Below are 17,666 nucleotides of genomic sequence, written 5' to 3'. Positions count from 1 at the left end.
AACAAATTATAAATCAAACATCTTGAAGAGCTGAGTAGCTAGTATTCTTATTTATAAAGAGAGCTAACATTGTGGTGAAAGTTAGCAAATAAGACCTAGCGAATATGGGCTTGGAACGATGACTGATAGTGATATTTAGCTATCAGCGGATTTGCACCCGTTAACAGTGCAGGCTATAATTTTGTAGCTAATGAGATTTATCACGTGAGTGATAAATGAATTAAAGGTGGTAACGCGAGCATTCGTCCTTTTGGGATGGATGCTCTTTTTATTTTCATCAAAGATTTAGGAGTTGAGTTTTTTATGCGTAAGCGTAGGCGGAGAAATACAATTATTTGGACAATTATCGGAGTTTTGATTGTCATTGCTGGTTGGTTTAGTTTTGGACCAGGGATTCCAAGCAAAAGCCAAGCTAAGGTAGTAACTGTTGGTGTTGTTTCGCAAAGTAAGCAAGATGCAGCTATTTGGAAGAGCGTAGCTCAAACTGCTAAAGAAGATTATGGTATCACGATTAAGATCAAGAACTTTACTGACTATAATCAACCAAACAAAGCTTTAAAATCTGGCGACGTTGATTTGAATGCATTTCAACACTATGCCTTCCTTAAAGCATGGAACAAGTCAAATGGTGGTGGCGTAGTACCAATTGGTAGAACTTATATTGCACCAATTCGTTTGTACTCTAAGAAATACAAAAAGATATCTGAATTGCCTAACGGTGCTACAATTGCTATTCCAAACGATGCAACTAATGAATCAAGAGCATTATTCGTACTTAAAAATGCTGGCTTAATTGGTTTAAGAAAAGGTAAGACTCTTGTAACTGTAGCTGACATTACTAAGAACCCACGCAACTTCAAGTTAAAGGAAGTTGGTGCAGAACAAACTGGTCGAGTAATCAATTCAGTTGATGCTTCAGTAGTTAACAATGACTATGCAGGTCCGGCTGGTTTAGGTGATAAGCAAACTATTTATGTTGAACCAGTTAATAAAGATTCTAAGCAATGGATCAACATCATCTGTGCTAAAAAGGGACAAGAAAATAATCAACTTTACAAAGATGTAGTTAAGGCATATCAAACTGAAAAGACCAAGAAATTGACTAAGCATTTCTACGGCAACTCACAAATTGCTGCTTGGGATATCAAGATTAAGTAGGAGGGGTTAGAATGAGCATTATCCAATTAGATCACATTGATGTAGACTTCCCACAAAAGAAGGGAAAAGTTGTCAAAGCTGTTAGTGATGTAACCTTACACGTTGAAAAAGGCGATATTTATGGAGTTGTCGGCTTTTCTGGAGCAGGTAAGTCCACTTTAGTTAGAACGATCAACCTTTTACAACACCCTAGTAAAGGTGATATTAAGGTCAACGATGTTGATTTTGTTAAAGATGGCAAGCAAGTTATTTCTAATAAGCAATTGCAACTTGAACGTAGAAAAATCGGTATGATTTTCCAAGGCTTTAACCTATTAAATGAAACTACGGTTTTGGAAAATGTAGCCTTTGCTTTAAAGCACTCAAAACTTTCTGATGAAGAATTGGAAAAACGCTCATTAGAATTACTCGACTTAGTTGACTTAAGAGATAAAGCAAACTTTTATCCAGTAGAATTGTCTGGTGGTCAACAGCAAAGAGTAGCTATTGCTAGAGCTTTAGCTAACCACCCAGATATCTTGATTTCTGATGAAGCAACAAGTGCATTGGACCCACAAAACACGCAACAGATTTTGGATCTTTTGAAGCGATTGAATAAGCAGCTTGGCTTAACTGTTGTTTTAATTACCCACGAAATGGACGCAGTTAAAAAGATCTGTAACAAGGTTGCCGTAATGGAACACGGTAAGATGATTGAAAAGGGCAACTTGCGTCAAGTCTTCTTACATCCTAAGAAGGAATTGACTAAGCGCTTTGTCGGCGGAAGTCTTGAAGCTATCCAAACTTTGGATGCCTTGAACTTAGGTAAATTGCAAGAAAATGAAGAAGTATATCAACTGGTTTACAGTATTGCCAATGTGACGAAATCAATCATTATTGAACTTTACCGTCAAATCGGCGTAGAAGTTTCAATGCTTTACGGTAACGTGGAACTATTAAATGGCGAAGCGATTGGTACGTTAGTTGTTTTGGTTAAAGGGGATGCCGAAAAACAAAAGCAAGCCAGAGAATTCTTGGAGAAGCAAAACGTTACTTTAACTAGATTGGATGAAAAGGGGAATTTAGATGATTAGTTGGTTTGAAAAAGTTTGTCCAAATGTTGTCCAACTCGGCTGGGGTGGAGACGCCGGCTGGGGAACTAGTATCTTTCAAACATTATTTATGACTTTTTGGGCCACAATCTTCGGTGGCATTCTTGGAATCATTTTCGGTGTACTTCTTGTAGTAACCAAAGAAGATGGAATTCGTCCAAACAAGTTCTGGTACAATGTTTGCGATAAGATCGTTTCAATTTTTAGAGCTATTCCATTCGTTATCTTGCTTGCCTTTGTTGCACCAGTTACGCAAAAGCTTGTTGGTACTCAAATCGGTATGAAGGCAGCGCTAGTTCCATTAACATTAGGTGTCTTTCCATTTTATGCTCGCCAGGTTCAAGTAGCTCTTGAAAGTGTAGATACTGGTAAAGTGGAAGCAGCACAAAGTTTAGGTGCTACAGTTTCCGACATTATCTTTGATGTTTACTTACATGAATCACGTTCAGAATTAATTCGTGTATCAACAGTAACAATTATTTCATTGATTGGTTTGACTGCAATGGCCGGAGCAATCGGTGCTGGTGGTTTAGGTAACACAGCTATTTCATATGGTTACAACCGTTTTAACAATGATGTTACTTTAGTGGCTACAATTTTAGTAATCATTTTGATTTTCATTGTTCAAATTGTAGGTGACTTCTTTGCTAAAAAGATGAACCACCAAAATAGATAGGAAGATTAAGAGATCTAGTTAACTAGATCTTTTTTCTTTGATTGAAAAAGAAAGCCTTTACAGGTATTATAAAAGTTGATTGAAAACTAACAAAAACCTTATGCTTATGTAAGGAGGAAAAATAATGAGCGAAGAAGAATATCGTATTGAAAGTGACACTATTGGTCCTGTAAAGATTCCTAAGGATGCTTTATGGGGTCCACAAACAGAAAGAAGTCGCAATAACTTCCCAAGCGGTGAGTTAATGCCACTTCAAATCATCCGTGCATTCTTGCATTTGAAGAAGGCTGCAGCTGAATCAAATGTTGAAGTTGGGGATGAAACAAAAGAAAAAGGTGCAGCAATTGAAGACGCAATTGATCATCTTTTGGCTTTAAGTGATGAAGATTTAAGAAAAGACTTCCCACTTCATGTTTTGCAAACCGGTTCTGGTACTCAGAGCAACATGAACGTAAACGAAGTTGTTGCTAACTTAGCTAATAAGTTGCATCCCGGCTTAAACATTTTACCTAACGATGACGTAAACCGTGGTCAATCTTCAAATGATACTTATCCAACAGCAATGAACATTGTTGCCGTTGAAGCACTTGATAAGCTTGAACCAGCTATCCAACACTTAATTGATGAATTAGTCGTTAAGGAAAAGAAATACTGGAAGACTGTTAAAGTTGGTCGTACCCACCTTCAAGACGCAACTCCTTTAACTTTTGGTCAAGAAGTTTCAGGTTATATTTCAGCTTTGAAGCATGATTTGTCTTACATTCAAGAATTAAGGCCAACTCTTTATGAATTAGCTATCGGTGGTACTGCTGTAGGTACTGGATTAAATGCTGCACCTGGTATGACTGAAAAGATTGCTGGTAAATTATCAGAAGTTTATGGTCACGAATTTAAGGTTAAGACTAACAAATTCTGGGGCTTAGCTCACCACTCTGGTCTTGATGTTGTTCACGGTGCTCTTAAGACATTGGCAGCTGACATGTTTAAGATTGCCCAAGATGTTCGTTTACTTGCTTCAGGTCCACGTGCTGGTTACCATGAATTAAATATTCCAGCTAACGAACCAGGCTCAAGTATCATGCCAGGTAAGGTTAACCCAACTCAAGCTGAAGCTGTAACTATGGCTGCTGCCAAGGTATTTGGTAACGACACCACAATTACTTTTGCTTCAAGCCAAGGTAATTTTGAAATGAACGTCTTCAAGACTGTCATTATTGCGTCATTCCTTGATTCATGTGATATTTTGACTGGTACAATTACTGGTTTTGCTGATAAAATGATTCATGGCTTAACAGTAAACGAAGACAGAATGGATGAATTACTTGAGAATTCATTGATGACTGTTACTGCTTTGTCACCACATATTGGTTACCATGCTGCTGCTAAGATTGCTCAAACTGCAGACAAGGAAGGTACTACTTTGAAAGAAGCTGCCTTAAAGAGTGGCAAGGTAACTGAAAAACAATACGATGAATGGATGGACTACATGAAGATGACTAATGTCGACAAGTCTACTCCAGAAGAATAATAGGGGATATTATGCCAAATAATAAAGAATTAAAGAACAAATACGATGCCGTAATTATTGGTTCAGGTGGTACTGGACTTACTGCAGCACTTCAAGCACGTGAACTTGGCTTAAATGTTGTTGTACTAGAAAAGAATGGTAAAACTGGTGGTAATACTAGTCGTGCTTCAAGTGGTATGAATGCATCTGAATCATTAGTTCAACTTGATGAAGGCATCATTGATAATAATCGTGACTTTTATGAAGAAACTTTAAAAGGTGGCGGTTTGTTAAACGACCGTGCTATGCTTAAATATTTTGTTAACCATTCTGCAATTGCAATTAGCTGGTTAATGAAGTATGGCGTTCGTTTAACTGACTTAACTATTACTGGTGGTATGAGCAGAAAGAGAGCTCACCGTCCAGGTTCAATGGAACCAGTTGGCTTTTATTTGACTTCTCGTTTGACTAACCAAGTAAAGAAGGCTGGCGTTGATATTTTCACCAGTGCTAAAGTAACTAAGTTGTTGCAAGATAAGAACAAAAAAGTTAACGGCGTAGAAGTTGAAACTGAAGATGGTACTAAGACTATTAAGGCTAAGGCAGTTTTGCTTGCAACTGGTGGATTCGGTGCTTCAAAAGAAATTATTAAAAAGTATCGTCCAGATTTAGCAGACTACAAGACAACTAACCAACCAGGTGCTACTGGTGATGGTTTGAAATTAGCTAAGCCATTAGATGCACAATTAATGCAAATGGACTTTATTCAAGTTCACCCAACTGCAGATACTGATAATCCACACGTTTACTTAATCGGTGAAGGATTACGTGGTGAAGGTGCTATCTTAGTTAATAAAGCCGGCAATCGTTTTGTTAACGAATTGAACACTCGTAAAATTGTTTCAGCTGCCATTACTGATTTGCACGAAGATGGTGCATACTTAGTCTTTGACTCTGGTGTTCGTGCTCACTTTGGTGCAGTAGAATTTTATGCTCACATTGGCCTTGTTAAAGAAGGCAGTACTTTAGCTGATTTGGCTAAGGAAATTAATGTCGATCCAGAAAACTTGGCTGCTACAGTAGAACGCTGGAACAATGCAGTAGAAACCCATAAGGATAAGGAATTTGGTAGAACTACTGGTATGGATCGTAAACTTGACCGTGGTCCTTACTATGCTATTCATATTCACCCAGCTATTCACTACACAATGGGCGGAATTCATATCAATACTGAAACTCAAGTATTGGATACTAACGGTAATGTAATTAAGGGACTTTACGCAGCCGGTGAAGTTTCAGGCGGACTTCACGGAAATAACCGTATCGGTGGTAACTCAATTGCCGAAACTGTTATTTTTGGTCGTCAAGCTGGTATCCAAATGGCTAAATATGCCAAAGAATCTAAATAATTGTTAAACTAATGAAAAAGAAGCATCTCAAGTGCTTCTTTTTTGTTATAATTTGTGAAAATAAGAACAAATATTAACGTAATTAATCAATAAATAGTGTCTAATGTAAGCGCTTAGTGTATAATAGGCAATGTAGATTAAATTACGTTTATGAAAGGACTAATATAACTTATGAGTAGAAAAGTATTTCTTGTTGGTGATGGTGCCGTAGGTTCAACCTTTGCAAATGACTTATTACAAAACACCACTGTTGATGAATTGGCAATTTTTGATGTAGCTAAGGATCGTCCTGTTGGTGACTCAATGGACCTTGAAGACATCACTCCATTTATGGGTCAAACTGATATCCACCCAGCTGATTACAGCGATGCTAAGGATGCAGATGTTTGTGTAATTACTGCAGGTGTTCCTCGTAAACCAGGTGAAACTAGACTTGATTTGGTTGCTAAGAACGTTAAGATTTTGAAGAGTATTGTTCAACCAGTTGTTGAATCAGGCTTCAAGGGTGTATTTGTTGTTTCAGCTAACCCAGTAGATATTTTGACTACTTTAACTCAAAAGTTGTCAGGCTTTCCAAAGAACCGTGTAATTGGTACTGGTACTTCACTTGACTCAATGCGTCTTCGTGTTGAACTTGCTAAGAAGCTTAATGTTCCAGTTGCTAAGGTTAACTCAATGGTTTTAGGTGAACACGGCGACACTAGTTTTGAAAACTTTGACGAATCAGTTGTTGCAGGCAAGCCACTTCGTGACTACCCAGAAATTAACGATGAAGTATTAAGCCAAATTGAAACCGACGTTCGTAAGAAGGGCGGAAAGATCATTGCTAACAAGGGTGCTACATTCTACGGTGTTGCTATGATGCTTACTCAAATTGTTAGTGCTGTTTTGGACAACCGTTCAATCTGCTTACCATTGTCAGCACCAATTAACGGTGAATACGGCATTAAGCATGACCTTTACTTAGGTACTCCAGCTGTTATCAACGGCGATGGTATTGAAAAGGTTATCGAAACTAAGATTTCAGATGCTGAAAAGGCTAAGATGATTAACTCAGCTGATAAGATGCAAGAAGTTTTATCAGGCATCGAACTTTAATTTAAATAAAGTATCAAAAGGCGCTCCAAATGAGCGTCTTTTTTTGTCTTGTCAGATAATTCAAAAAAATGTATCATTATGATTAAAGAATTAATAAAAGATTAAATAAAAACGAGGTAGAGTATGACAGTTATTTCTGATCAAGAGATCGCAGACTTTTCTGCGGATTTCAATTCTAATGATAAAAATCAAGTTGCTTCTCGTGCTGCTCGTCGTAGTGGACTTCTTGAAGCATCTTTTAATGATGGTGTTTCAGAACGTTTAAACCATGTCTTTTCAACTGAACTTGATATTGGCGGCGTAACTGATCAAAAGCATTCTGGCCGCTGCTGGGAGTTTGCCACATTAAACGTTTTACGTCATTATTTTGGTAAGAAGAACAAGGTAAAGGACTTCACTTTCTCACAAGCTTATAACTTCTTCTGGGATAAGATTGAACGTGCTAATGCATTTTACGATGCAATGATTCGTTTAGCTGATAAGCCAATCAACGACCGTGAAGTTCAATCATGGCTTGCTTTTGCCGGTGAAGATGGTGGCCTTTGGAGTATGGCAATCAACTTGGTTAAAAAATATGGTGTTGTGCCTTCATATGCAATGCCTGAAAATTTTAATTCAAATAACACCACAGGCTTAATTGATTCTTTGGCACGTAAAGAGAGAAAAGATGCTATAGCTTTACGTAAGTTAGTAAACGAAGGCAAAGAAGACGAAATTGAAAAGACCAAGAAGCAATTCTTGAATGAAGTTTACCGTATGGTATCTGTTGCTTTAGGTGAACCACCAAAGAAGTTTGATTTGGAATATCGCGATGATGATAAGAAGTATCATTTGGAAAGAGATTTAACTCCACGCGAATTTGTCCAAAAGTACTTCAAGGACTTTAAGTTCGATGATTATGTAGTTTTGTCAAATTGCCCTAACCATGAATTTAACAAGCTCTACCACATGCCACTTTATGATAATGTTGATGGTGGAGACCAAATTAAATTCTTGAACGTGCCAATTGAATACTTAGCTCAAGCTGCAGTAAAGCAACTTAAGGCTGGGGATGCAGTAATTTTTGGTAATGATGTGTTAAAGCAAATGGAAAGAAAGACTGGCTATCTTGATACTGAACTTTACCAAACTGATAAATTGTTTGGCGTTGATACCAAGATGAGCAAGGCTGATCGTTTGGCTACGGGTGAAGGTTTTGCTACTCACGATATGACTTTAGTTGGTGTTGATGAAGATCATGGTCATATTCGCAAGTGGAAGGTTGAAAACTCTTGGGGTGATAAGTTTGGTCACAAGGGCTTCTACGAAATGAGCCAACCTTGGTTTGAAGATTACGTTTACGATGTCGTAGTTAGAAAAGAATTTTTAACAGACGAACAAGTTAAATTAGCAGAAGGTCCAGCAATAGATCTTAAGCCTTGGGACAACATCGGCTAGTATTTTGAGACTCACAAATATGTGGGTCTTTTTTTCTTACCCTTAAAAATAACGAAGCATTTATGAACTTATTTCACAAATTACTATATTTTTGATAAATACTAAAAAAGCAATATTTATTTGAAAAATATTTAAAAATAAAATAAATGGTATATAATTACATGTGAAAACATTCATTTTTAAAATTTAGTTTTTATAGCTAAGCAGGGGAAGAAAAAGTGAAAAATTTAGAAAAGGTTAACTACAAAGGCTTTATTTGGCCTTTAGTAGTCGGAATTTTGTTGTGGGTAATCACTCCTTGGCGCCCAGCTGGATTAAGCGCTCAAGCCTGGGAAATGTTTGCTATTTTCGTAGCAACTATTGTGGGATGTATCACAAAGCCATTGCCAATCGGTGGTACTACGCTTTTGGGAATGGTTGTAACTGTCTTGGTTGGCTTAGCCCCAGTCAAGGACGTGGTTAATTCCAAGGGTGTTGTTGTTCAAACTGGTATTTTGAGTTCATTTGGCAACTCAGCTGCCTGGTTAATTGCGATGGCCTTCATTATGGCTCACGGTATTAGCAAGACCGGTTTGGGTAATCGTGTAGCTTACTTGATGATTAAGCGCTTTGGTAAAAAGTCAATCGGTATTGGTTACGCTATTACCGGTTTGGAGCTTATCATGGGTGCTTTGATTCCATCAAACAGTGCTCGTACTGGTGGTGTTACTTGGCCAGTAGTTGAATCAATTTCTAAGAGTTATGATTCTAATTCACACGATCCATCAAGAAAAAAGATCGGTGCTTATCTAGACTTTACTGCATTTCATGCCAACATCTTATCAACTGCTCTGTTTATTACCGGTGCGGCTCCTAACTTGGTTGCTCAACAGATGGCTGCTCAAAAAGGCTATCAAATGAGTTGGGTTAGCTGGTTCTGGGCAGGACTTGTACCTGTAATTGTAGCTACTATCATCATTCCAATTGTTATCTATAAGATGTACCCACCTGAAGTTAAAGAAACTCCTAATGCTAAAAAGTGGGCAGATAGCAAATTGCAAGAAATGGGACCAATGTCTGAACCAGAAAAGATCATGGCTGCAGTCTTTTGCTTAGCAATTTTACTTTGGGTTTTGTCAGGCTTCTTCAAGATTCCACAACTTGATTCAGCCTTTGTAGCATTTTTAGCTGTAACGCTTTTGCTTATCACTGGTGTTTTGAGCATGGAAGATGCCTTGCATGAAACTGGTGCCTGGAACATTTTGATTTGGCTTTCAATCTTGATCTTCATGGCCAGCAAGCTTATTTCTTACGGCTTTATTGATTGGTTTGCCAAATTTATTCAAAGTGAAGTTCACGGCATTAGCTGGGGCTGGGTATTAGTAGTACTTGTTTTATTGATGTTCTACACTCACTACTTCTTTGCTAGTGGTACTGCACATATGACAGCACTATATTTACCATTCTTAACTGTAGCAACAGCTATGGGTGCACCACTTGGTTTATCTGCAATGCTTTTGGCATTCGCTGGTGTAATCAATGCTTCAACTACACACTACGCTAACGGCCCAGCTTCTATCTTGGCTACGACAGGCTATGTCAAACAAAGCGAATGGTGGAAGATGAACTTTATTTTAGGTATTATCTACATCTTAATCTTTGGTATTGTCGGTACTTTATGGATGAAAGTTATTGGCGTTTGGTAAAAAATAAAGGCAATCTGGGATAACCAGGTTGCCTTTTTGCGTAATAATATGAATTGAATAAAGATAGAGAAAGAAGTAAAAAGATGGAATTTAAAACAAATGATAATGTAACTTTGCATTATAGCGATACTGGTGAAAAAGATAAGCCAGTTTTGCTAGGTATCCCTGGCATTGGTGGTTCTAGCCAAATGTGGCGCGACTTAATTAGATTGTTTGGTGATCAATATCGCTTTATTATGCTTGACCCACGCAATCAAGGTCAATCTGAGCGAACTTATCGCGGCCAAAGAATTAGCCGTCATGCCGCAGATTTAGAAGAATTGTTAGTTAAGCTCGATTTGCATGATGTTGTCGCAATTGGTAACTCAATGGGTGCAGCCAATATTTGGGCTTATTTCTCTCTTTATGGCAGGGGCAGAATTAAGGCAATGGTAGATTTGGATCAATCACCAAAAATGATTGCTGACAAGAATTGGAAGTATGGCTTTAAGGATTTAAATTGGGACAATTATCCTGAAATGTTAAAGCTAGACTTTGGCAAAGCCTTTTATCACCACATCGATGATGAAATGTTTGCAGCAGCTAAGAAGGAATATCAAGAATTCCCTTATGATCCTGAAGAAAATTACAAGTGCTTGATTGACCATGCCGAACAAGACTGGCGTGACATTATTATGGATATGCCTGTACCTTTGCTTGTAATTGCTGGGGCCAAATCACCATTCTTTGATCCTGAATTTACTGAGGCAATTAAGAACTTGAATGATCAGGTAAAGACGGCAATTATTCCAGAATGTGGTCACTTGCCACAAGCAGAACAACCTGAAAAAACACATGAAATTATTGCCGACTTTTTGAAAAATTTAAAAAATTAACTATTAAATTGAAATAATGCAAATTCAGGAGTACACTGAATTTGTGAAAATAATTACTTAATATTAATGCTTAGTAAGGTGGCATATTTATGGATAAAGTCGTTGATTTATTTTTAAACGACTCCTCAACTAGAGAGAAATGGGAACAACTCCTTACTTCACTAGGCTTGCATGATTTTAGCGATAGAGAAGTAAATGTGATTGATCACACAATCGGCTTAGTTGACGAAGATGGTAATTTAGTAGGAACCGGTAGCGTCAGTGGCAACGTTTTAAAGTATATTGGCGTTAAAAATGACGGTGAAGAACAAGGTGCACGCTTTAACAAGGTAGTTACAAATTTAATGAGCTATCTAACTAGCGAAAAGATCTTCCACTCTTTTGTATTTACTAAAGCAAAGTATGCAGAGAGCTTTGAACATTTACACTTCAATCTTTTAGCTAAAACCGATGAAGCTGCATTTCTTGAAAATGGTACGCCTGATATTCAAGACTACTTGAATGATTTGCCAAGAATTGAAGATCAAGAGAATAAAAAGATTGCTGCAATTGTAATGAATGCTAATCCTTTTACATTGGGTCATAAGCATTTAGTTGAAATAGCTAGCGAAGAAAATGACTTGGTCTATGTTTTCGTAGTTGCAAATGATGTTTCACTCTTTAACTTTGATGAGCGGATGAAGCTCGTTAAAGAAGGAGTTAAGGAATTCAGCAATGTCAAAGTTGTTTCTGGTAGTGACTACATGGTTTCACCAGCAACTTTCCCAGCTTACTTCTTGAAGTCGCCAGATGATTTGATTAATGTTCAAACTTCAATTGACGCTAGTGTATTCAAGAATCAAATTGCACCAAAGTTGAACATCACTCGTCGCTACATTGGCAAGGAACCATTTTCTAAGACAACCCATTACTACAACATCAGCTTAGCTCATGAATTAGGCCCTGATATTGAAGTAATTGTTGTCAAGCGTTTAGAAAAAGATGGCGAGATTGTCACTGCAACTAAGGTTAGAAAATTAATCAAAGACGGCAATCTTAAAGAGATTAACAAATTTGTTCCAGAATCTACTTATGAGTTTATTAAGAAGAATATGGACGAATTACAAACCAGAATTAAGAAAGGAATGAATATTGATGGAAATTAAAACAACAGCTGTTGCTGGAACACTTGAAAGTTCTGATATTCAAATTATGATCTCAAAGGGTTCTAACGGTATTGAAATTGATTTGGAATCAGAAGTTGAAAAGGCATACGGCGATCAAATTAGAAAAGTGATTACTGAAACTTTGGAAAAGTATGGTTTGAAGGACGCTAAGGTTAAGGCAACTGATAAGGGTGCTCTTGATTGTGTAATCAAAGCTCGTACTTTAGCAGCTGCTCAACGTGCAACTGAAACGCAAGACAAGCCAGATTTGGAGGTGCTCTAATGACTTACGTTAAGAATCGTTTGCGTAGAACTATGATGTTTGTGCCAGGTAACAACCCAGCTATGATCAAGGATGCTGGTATTTATGGCGCTGACTCAATTATGCTTGACCTAGAAGACTCAGTATCTTTGACTGAAAAAGATGCCGCAAGAATGCTGGTTTATGAAGCAATTAAGACTGTTGATTTTGGCGGCAGCGAAATTGTAGTAAGAGTAAATGGTCAAGATACACCATTTTACGATGAAGATGTTCGTGCCATGGTTAAGGCTGGTGTTGATGTAATTCGTTTGCCAAAGACTGAATCAGCAGCCATGATTCAAAAGTTGGTTAAGGATATTGAACACTGGGAAGATGAATATGGTATCGAAAAAGGTTCAATTGGTGTGATGGCCGCTATTGAAAGTGCTAAGGGTGTACTTAACGCACCAGAAATTGCTACAGCAACTCCATTGATGATGGGATTAGCCGTATCTGGTGAAGACTATACTGCAGACATGCACACTCACCGTTATCCAGATGGTCGCGAACTTGAATTTGCTCGTAACATGGTTTTGCAAGCAGCTCGTGCAGCTGATGTTTATGCCTTTGATACTGTCTTCTCAAACATGAAGGATACTGAAGGCTTCTACCGCGAAACTAACTACATTCATGAATTGGGTTATGACGGTAAGAGTTTGGTTAACCCTCGTCAAATTGAAATGGTTAACAAGGTCTTCAACCCAACTAAAGAAGAAATTGAACAAGCTAAGAATGTTCAAAACGCTATTCGTGAAGCTAAGGCTAAAGGTAGCGGCGTAATTTCACTTAACGGTAAGATGGTTGATAAGCCAGTTGTTGAAAAAGCTACGCGTGTCCTTGAAACAGCAAAAGCTTCAAACTTGATTGATGAAGAAGGTAACTACATTGGAGAATAAAGTTAAACGCGAATTACCAGACGATTTAATGAAAAAAATGGATTTAAAGCCATTTGAAACTACTGAAATTGGTCATCCAGAAGTTCAACGTGTTGCACCAAAGGTAAGAGTTACTACTGGTCAAAACAAAGTTGTTGATTCACTGGACGATGTAATTAAGAACAATCTTAAAGATGGGATGACTATTTCATTCCACCACCACTTTAGAAATGGTGACTATGTCTTCAACATGGTAATGGACAAGATTATTAAAATGGGGTACAAGGATTTAACTTTAGCTCCAAGTTCACTTACTGGTGTTATGAACGACAAGGTAGTTGAAGCTATTAAGAAGGGTGTAATTACTAATATTACTTCTTCAGGTATGCGTGGCTCACTTGGTGACTTTGTTTCTCATGGTGGTTTAAAGAACCCTGTAATCTTCCGTTCACACGGTAATCGTGCTCGTTCAATTGAAGAAGGAGAGATCAAGATTGATGTTGCCTTCTTGGGTGTGCCTGTAGCAGATCCTGCAGGTAATGCTAACGGTCAAGATGGGGATGCAGTCTTTGGTTCATTAGGTTATGCCTTAATGGATGCTCAATATGCTAACAAGGTTGTCCTTTTGACTGATAACATTGTTGATTATCCAAACACTCCTGCTTCAATTAAGCAAGATCAAGTTGACTACGTAGTTAAGGTAGATAAGGTTGGTAACCCTGATAAGATTGGCTCAGGTGCTACTCGTTTTACTAAGGACCCTAAGGAATTAAAGATTGCTCAAATGGTTAACCAAGTAATCGTTAACTCACCATACTACAAGCAAGGCTTTAGCTTCCAAACTGGTTCAGGTGGTGCAGCATTAGCTGTTACTCGTTACTTACGTCAAAGCATGATTAAAGATGGCATTACTGCTTCATTTGCTTTGGGTGGTATTACTAAGCCAACTACCGACTTGCTTGAAGAAGGATTAGTAAGAAAGGTAATGGATGTACAGGACTTTGATAAGGGTGCTGCAGCTTCTATGGCCAATAACAAGAATCAACAAGAAATTGATGCTTCATGGTATGCTGATCCACATAACAAGGGTGCTGTTGTTAACAACCTTGACGTTGCAATTTTGTCAGCATTGCAAATCGATACAGACTTTAACGTTAACGTTATGACTGGTTCTGATGGTGTGATTCGTGGCGCTGTAGGTGGTCACCAAGATGGTGCTGCAGGTGCTAAGATGACAATCATTACTGCTCCACTTGTTCGTGGTAGAAATGCTACTGTTGTTCCTAGCGTTGAAACTATTGTTACACCAGGTTCATCAATTGATGTATTAGTAACTGAACGTGGTATTGCCATTAATCCTGCCCGTAAAGACCTCATAGAGGCCTTCAGCAAGGTTCCAGGTCTTAATGTGTTAGATATTAAAGAATTGCAAAAGATGGCTGAGAAGCAAGTAGGTGTGCCTAAGCCACTTGAATATACAGACCGTACTGTAGCTTTAGTTGAATATCGTGATGGTACTATTATCGATGCAATTAAAGAAGTAAAAGATTAAGTAATAATAAAAATAATTAAGAAAGCAGGGAAAGATGTTATTTTTCCCTGCTTTTTATATATGCGTAAATAGTATTCAATTTACATAAAAGTGCTATAGACTTGATTCTTATAAGAATAAGTTAATACTTTAATTACTGAAAATTTTTAAGATTTTTAAAAATCTATACTTTTTTAAAATTATTCAATAACACACAAAAATTAATTTAAATTTAATTTTTGCATAATGAAAAAGATTGCAAAAATTCAAAAAATAAATATTGACACAGGAAACCTTGATAATACGTTATCTTAATATAACATCAGTTACACTATAGACCCTAAATATAAAATAATAATTAGAGAACGTATGTTATCTATATTCATATATATTAAGCACTATTTGACACCAAAAAGAACAATAGTATAGTTATAGTCAACATCTATATACGACAAGAAAAATATGATAATTTTATACGACTTGCAAGATGTATAGGTATGACTAACCTATGCATTTTTACATGCAGTTTTATATGGGAGTTAAGTTGAAGAGACATGACTAAGAATATGAAGGCCTTGATGGCTGGTACTACAACTTTATTATTGGGAATGAATGTATTTGCTACTCCAGTGCAAGCAGCAGTAGATGGTCAAAGCGCAGCCGCTTTAGGTAAGGCTGCTGTTGAACAAACAACGGGAACAAGCGGTAAGGGGTCTACTGGTAAACCTGATGACCAAACTGACGCAAGAGTTGCATCTGATGATCAAACTGATGTAAATGCTGAATCTGCTAAATTAGGTCAAACAGGCGGTGGAGCAGCTGATAATGCTGAAGGGCAAAGTGGTACAGGAGAAGGTACTGATAGTAAAGCTGCTACTAAAACGCAAAAAGCAAATGATGACAATCAAGGTAAGACAAAAGATGACTCTACCAGCAAGTCTGATGATCATAAATCCGCTAATGATTCACAAAGTGATACAAAAGAATATACTGCTAACGCTGAAGAAAAAACCACTGAGTCTAAAGAAGAATCTAAAAAAATTGAAAAAGTAAACGTTAAAGATTTTTACAATGAAGATGGTTCTGTTAACAAGGATAAATTAACAAATTACATTAAAGAAGTTGCTGAAAAAGATCCATTGGGTATTGCCGGTATTTTTCATATTTTTGGCAATGAATTAAATGACAATACACACATTGCAGGTAACGTTGCTACTAATAAGATTACTGCTGGAGATTTTGGTACTAATCCCAATGCTCCAGCTAACTTGACAGTCGGTGATATTCACTATATTGGTAATCTGGATCATATCAATCAAATTAATGGCGATAATAAGGTTGTAATTTTTGGACCAGATATTGAATACAGATCATATGAAAATGGTAGTTCTATTCAAGTTAACCACAATGGTAACTGGGAGAAAGTGGGAATTCCTTTCAATCACATTATTAAAGCTGATCAAAAACTTGATATTCAAGGTGAACTTGATAAATTAAGTAAAAAATCTGATGAATGGGCTAGTCATACTCAAACTGCAGGTGTTAAAGCTGACTTTACAGACCAAAATCAGAGCTACATCGATCTTTCAGGTGTAAATAAAAAAGATAGCAAAGATCCTATTTATGTAACAATTGATGCTAGTGTTTTTTCACAGAAACACAATATCACAATTAAAGGTATTTCTGCTGGTGAAGATGCTCCTTTGATCATTTTTAACGTAACTAATATTAAAGATGGAGATTTAACTGTTCAAACACACCTTGCTTTAGAATATAGTGATGGTAGTGCAATTACTGGCTCCTCTGATAGCCAGAGTCATGCCAATAAATTCTTATGGAATTTCGGTACTACTGTTAAGAACTTATACATTGGTGGAGATTATCATTTAGGTAGTATTTTAGCAACCAAAGCTAATATTACTAATTACGTTAATGTTGACGGCAATATTATTGGTAATAAAATTACAGTTAATGGTGAAACACACCGTTGGGATTTAGTGGCTATACCACCAGAAAATGGCAAGTCAATTAAACCGGGTCCAGGTCCAGACTTAAGCTATGACTTACCCAAATTAGACTATGGTACTCCAGGTCCAGATTTAAGTTATGACTTACCCAAATTAGATTATGGCACTCCAGGCCCAGACTTAAGCTATGATTTACCAAAACTTGATATAACTAAACCAACTAAACCAGATAAACCAACTAACCCAGGCGAAGACACCCCTAAGCCAAAAGATGAAATTCCGCCATTCCCATTTAACCCAGCTTACCCAGTAATTCCTGATCACAATGTTCCAGATAATCCAACAACTCCAGACTTCTTTAAACCTCAACCTAAGGCTCCAGTTCCTGATCAACCAGTAACTCCAAGCTTCAGTGAACCAAAGCCAAAGACTCCATTACCTGACGCAGGAACTCATTCTATTTCTACTCCAAATGACGATGTAGAAACTTTCTTTAAGGCCCAAGCTAAAGCTAAATTAGTTTCTAAGAAGGTAAGTGTAAGAGGTAAAGCAGAGTCTGCCAAGCCAGTTACTGCTACACCAAAGACTATGGTTGAACATGCAAATGTTGGTGGAAAGATAGCTACTCCACAAGCTAAGAAGTTATCTTCACTTAAATCTACACCTCAATCTAAGAAGGCTGCATCCCTTCCTCAAACAGGACAAAAGCAAAACCACATTGCTTTACTTGGCCTTGGCTTAGTACTCAGTGCTGTCGCATTGGTTATTGGCTTCTTTGACAAGACCAAGAAGAATTAATTCTTAATAAATTCATGTACTAAAAGTCCGAGCAATCGGGCTTTTTCTCATGCAAACAAAACATTCTAAGCTTAATAGTGAATTGATTATCCGACGGGATAGTCGATTCACTA

Annotated in this window: 14 protein-coding genes and 1 other annotated feature; all 14 genes read left to right on the top strand. The window is 37.4% G+C overall.

Annotated features, from left to right (window positions below; all coding sequences use genetic code 11):
- The first annotated feature begins 13 nt into the window (after window positions 1-13).
- Window positions 14-253: a binding site (T-box leader), on the top strand.
- Window positions 254-303: 50 nt separating this feature from the next.
- The 14 genes from RDN22_RS05325 to RDN22_RS05260 all read left to right on the top strand — a co-directional run bounded on the left by RDN22_RS05325 (window position 304) and on the right by RDN22_RS05260 (window position 17,553).
- Entirely contained in the window at window positions 304-1,158 is an 855-nt protein-coding gene (locus tag RDN22_RS05325) for a MetQ/NlpA family ABC transporter substrate-binding protein (RefSeq protein WP_308556639.1), read from the top strand.
- An 11-nt stretch (window positions 1,159-1,169) separates the two neighbouring features.
- The gene (locus tag RDN22_RS05320; RefSeq protein WP_308556637.1) at window positions 1,170-2,231 is read left to right on the top strand and encodes a methionine ABC transporter ATP-binding protein; all 1,062 of its coding nucleotides are present in this window, start codon (window positions 1,170-1,172) and stop codon (window positions 2,229-2,231) included.
- The gene (locus RDN22_RS05315) at window positions 2,224-2,925 is read left to right on the top strand and encodes a methionine ABC transporter permease (RefSeq protein WP_308556635.1); all 702 of its coding nucleotides are present in this window, start codon (window positions 2,224-2,226) and stop codon (window positions 2,923-2,925) included. Before RDN22_RS05320 ends, RDN22_RS05315 begins: the two co-directional genes overlap by 8 nt.
- Window positions 2,926-3,049: 124 nt before the next feature.
- Window positions 3,050-4,453 (top strand): class II fumarate hydratase, encoded by a 1,404-nt coding sequence (locus RDN22_RS05310; RefSeq protein ID WP_308556633.1) that lies wholly within the window; start codon window positions 3,050-3,052, stop codon window positions 4,451-4,453.
- 11 nt (window positions 4,454-4,464) lie between these two features.
- The gene (locus RDN22_RS05305) at window positions 4,465-5,841 is read left to right on the top strand and encodes a flavocytochrome c (protein WP_308556631.1); all 1,377 of its coding nucleotides are present in this window, start codon (window positions 4,465-4,467) and stop codon (window positions 5,839-5,841) included.
- A gap of 171 nt (window positions 5,842-6,012) precedes the next feature.
- Window positions 6,013-6,939, top strand: a complete 927-nt coding sequence (locus RDN22_RS05300; protein WP_308556630.1) for an L-lactate dehydrogenase — start codon at window positions 6,013-6,015, stop codon at window positions 6,937-6,939.
- 123 nt (window positions 6,940-7,062) lie between these two features.
- Entirely contained in the window at window positions 7,063-8,376 is a 1,314-nt protein-coding gene (locus tag RDN22_RS05295) for a C1 family peptidase (protein WP_308556628.1), read from the top strand.
- A 218-nt stretch (window positions 8,377-8,594) separates the two neighbouring features.
- Window positions 8,595-10,061 carry a DASS family sodium-coupled anion symporter gene (locus RDN22_RS05290; RefSeq protein ID WP_308556627.1) on the top strand — a complete coding sequence of 489 codons (1,467 nt, stop codon included), beginning with the start codon at window positions 8,595-8,597 and terminating at the stop codon, window positions 10,059-10,061.
- Window positions 10,062-10,144: 83 nt separating this feature from the next.
- A complete protein-coding gene (locus RDN22_RS05285) occupies window positions 10,145-10,936 on the top strand; it encodes an alpha/beta hydrolase (RefSeq protein WP_308556625.1) in 792 nt (263 codons plus the stop codon).
- Between the two features lie 89 nt (window positions 10,937-11,025).
- Complete coding sequence (gene citC, locus RDN22_RS05280; RefSeq protein ID WP_308556623.1) at window positions 11,026-12,081, top strand: [citrate (pro-3S)-lyase] ligase; 1,056 nt, start codon at window positions 11,026-11,028, stop codon at window positions 12,079-12,081.
- Window positions 12,071-12,364 carry a citrate lyase acyl carrier protein gene (citD, locus tag RDN22_RS05275; RefSeq protein ID WP_025015558.1) on the top strand — a complete coding sequence of 98 codons (294 nt, stop codon included), beginning with the start codon at window positions 12,071-12,073 and terminating at the stop codon, window positions 12,362-12,364. The genes citC and citD overlap by 11 nt, the downstream gene beginning before the upstream one ends.
- On the top strand, window positions 12,364-13,278 hold the full coding sequence (gene citE, locus RDN22_RS05270; RefSeq protein ID WP_308556621.1) for a citrate (pro-3S)-lyase subunit beta: 915 nt from the start codon (window positions 12,364-12,366) through the stop codon (window positions 13,276-13,278). The genes citD and citE overlap by 1 nt, the downstream gene beginning before the upstream one ends.
- The gene (citF, locus tag RDN22_RS05265; protein ID WP_308556619.1) at window positions 13,268-14,809 is read left to right on the top strand and encodes a citrate lyase subunit alpha; all 1,542 of its coding nucleotides are present in this window, start codon (window positions 13,268-13,270) and stop codon (window positions 14,807-14,809) included. Before citE ends, citF begins: the two co-directional genes overlap by 11 nt.
- A 533-nt stretch (window positions 14,810-15,342) precedes the next feature.
- A complete protein-coding gene (locus RDN22_RS05260; RefSeq protein WP_308556617.1) occupies window positions 15,343-17,553 on the top strand; it encodes a collagen-binding domain-containing protein in 2,211 nt (736 codons plus the stop codon).
- Window positions 17,554-17,666: the final 113 nt, after the last annotated feature.

Source organism: uncultured Lactobacillus sp. (assembly GCF_902491705.1).
Lineage (GTDB): Bacteria > Bacillota > Bacilli > Lactobacillales > Lactobacillaceae > Lactobacillus.
Note: the sequence above shows the minus strand (reverse complement) of the source record. Positions and strands in the feature narration are given on the sequence as shown.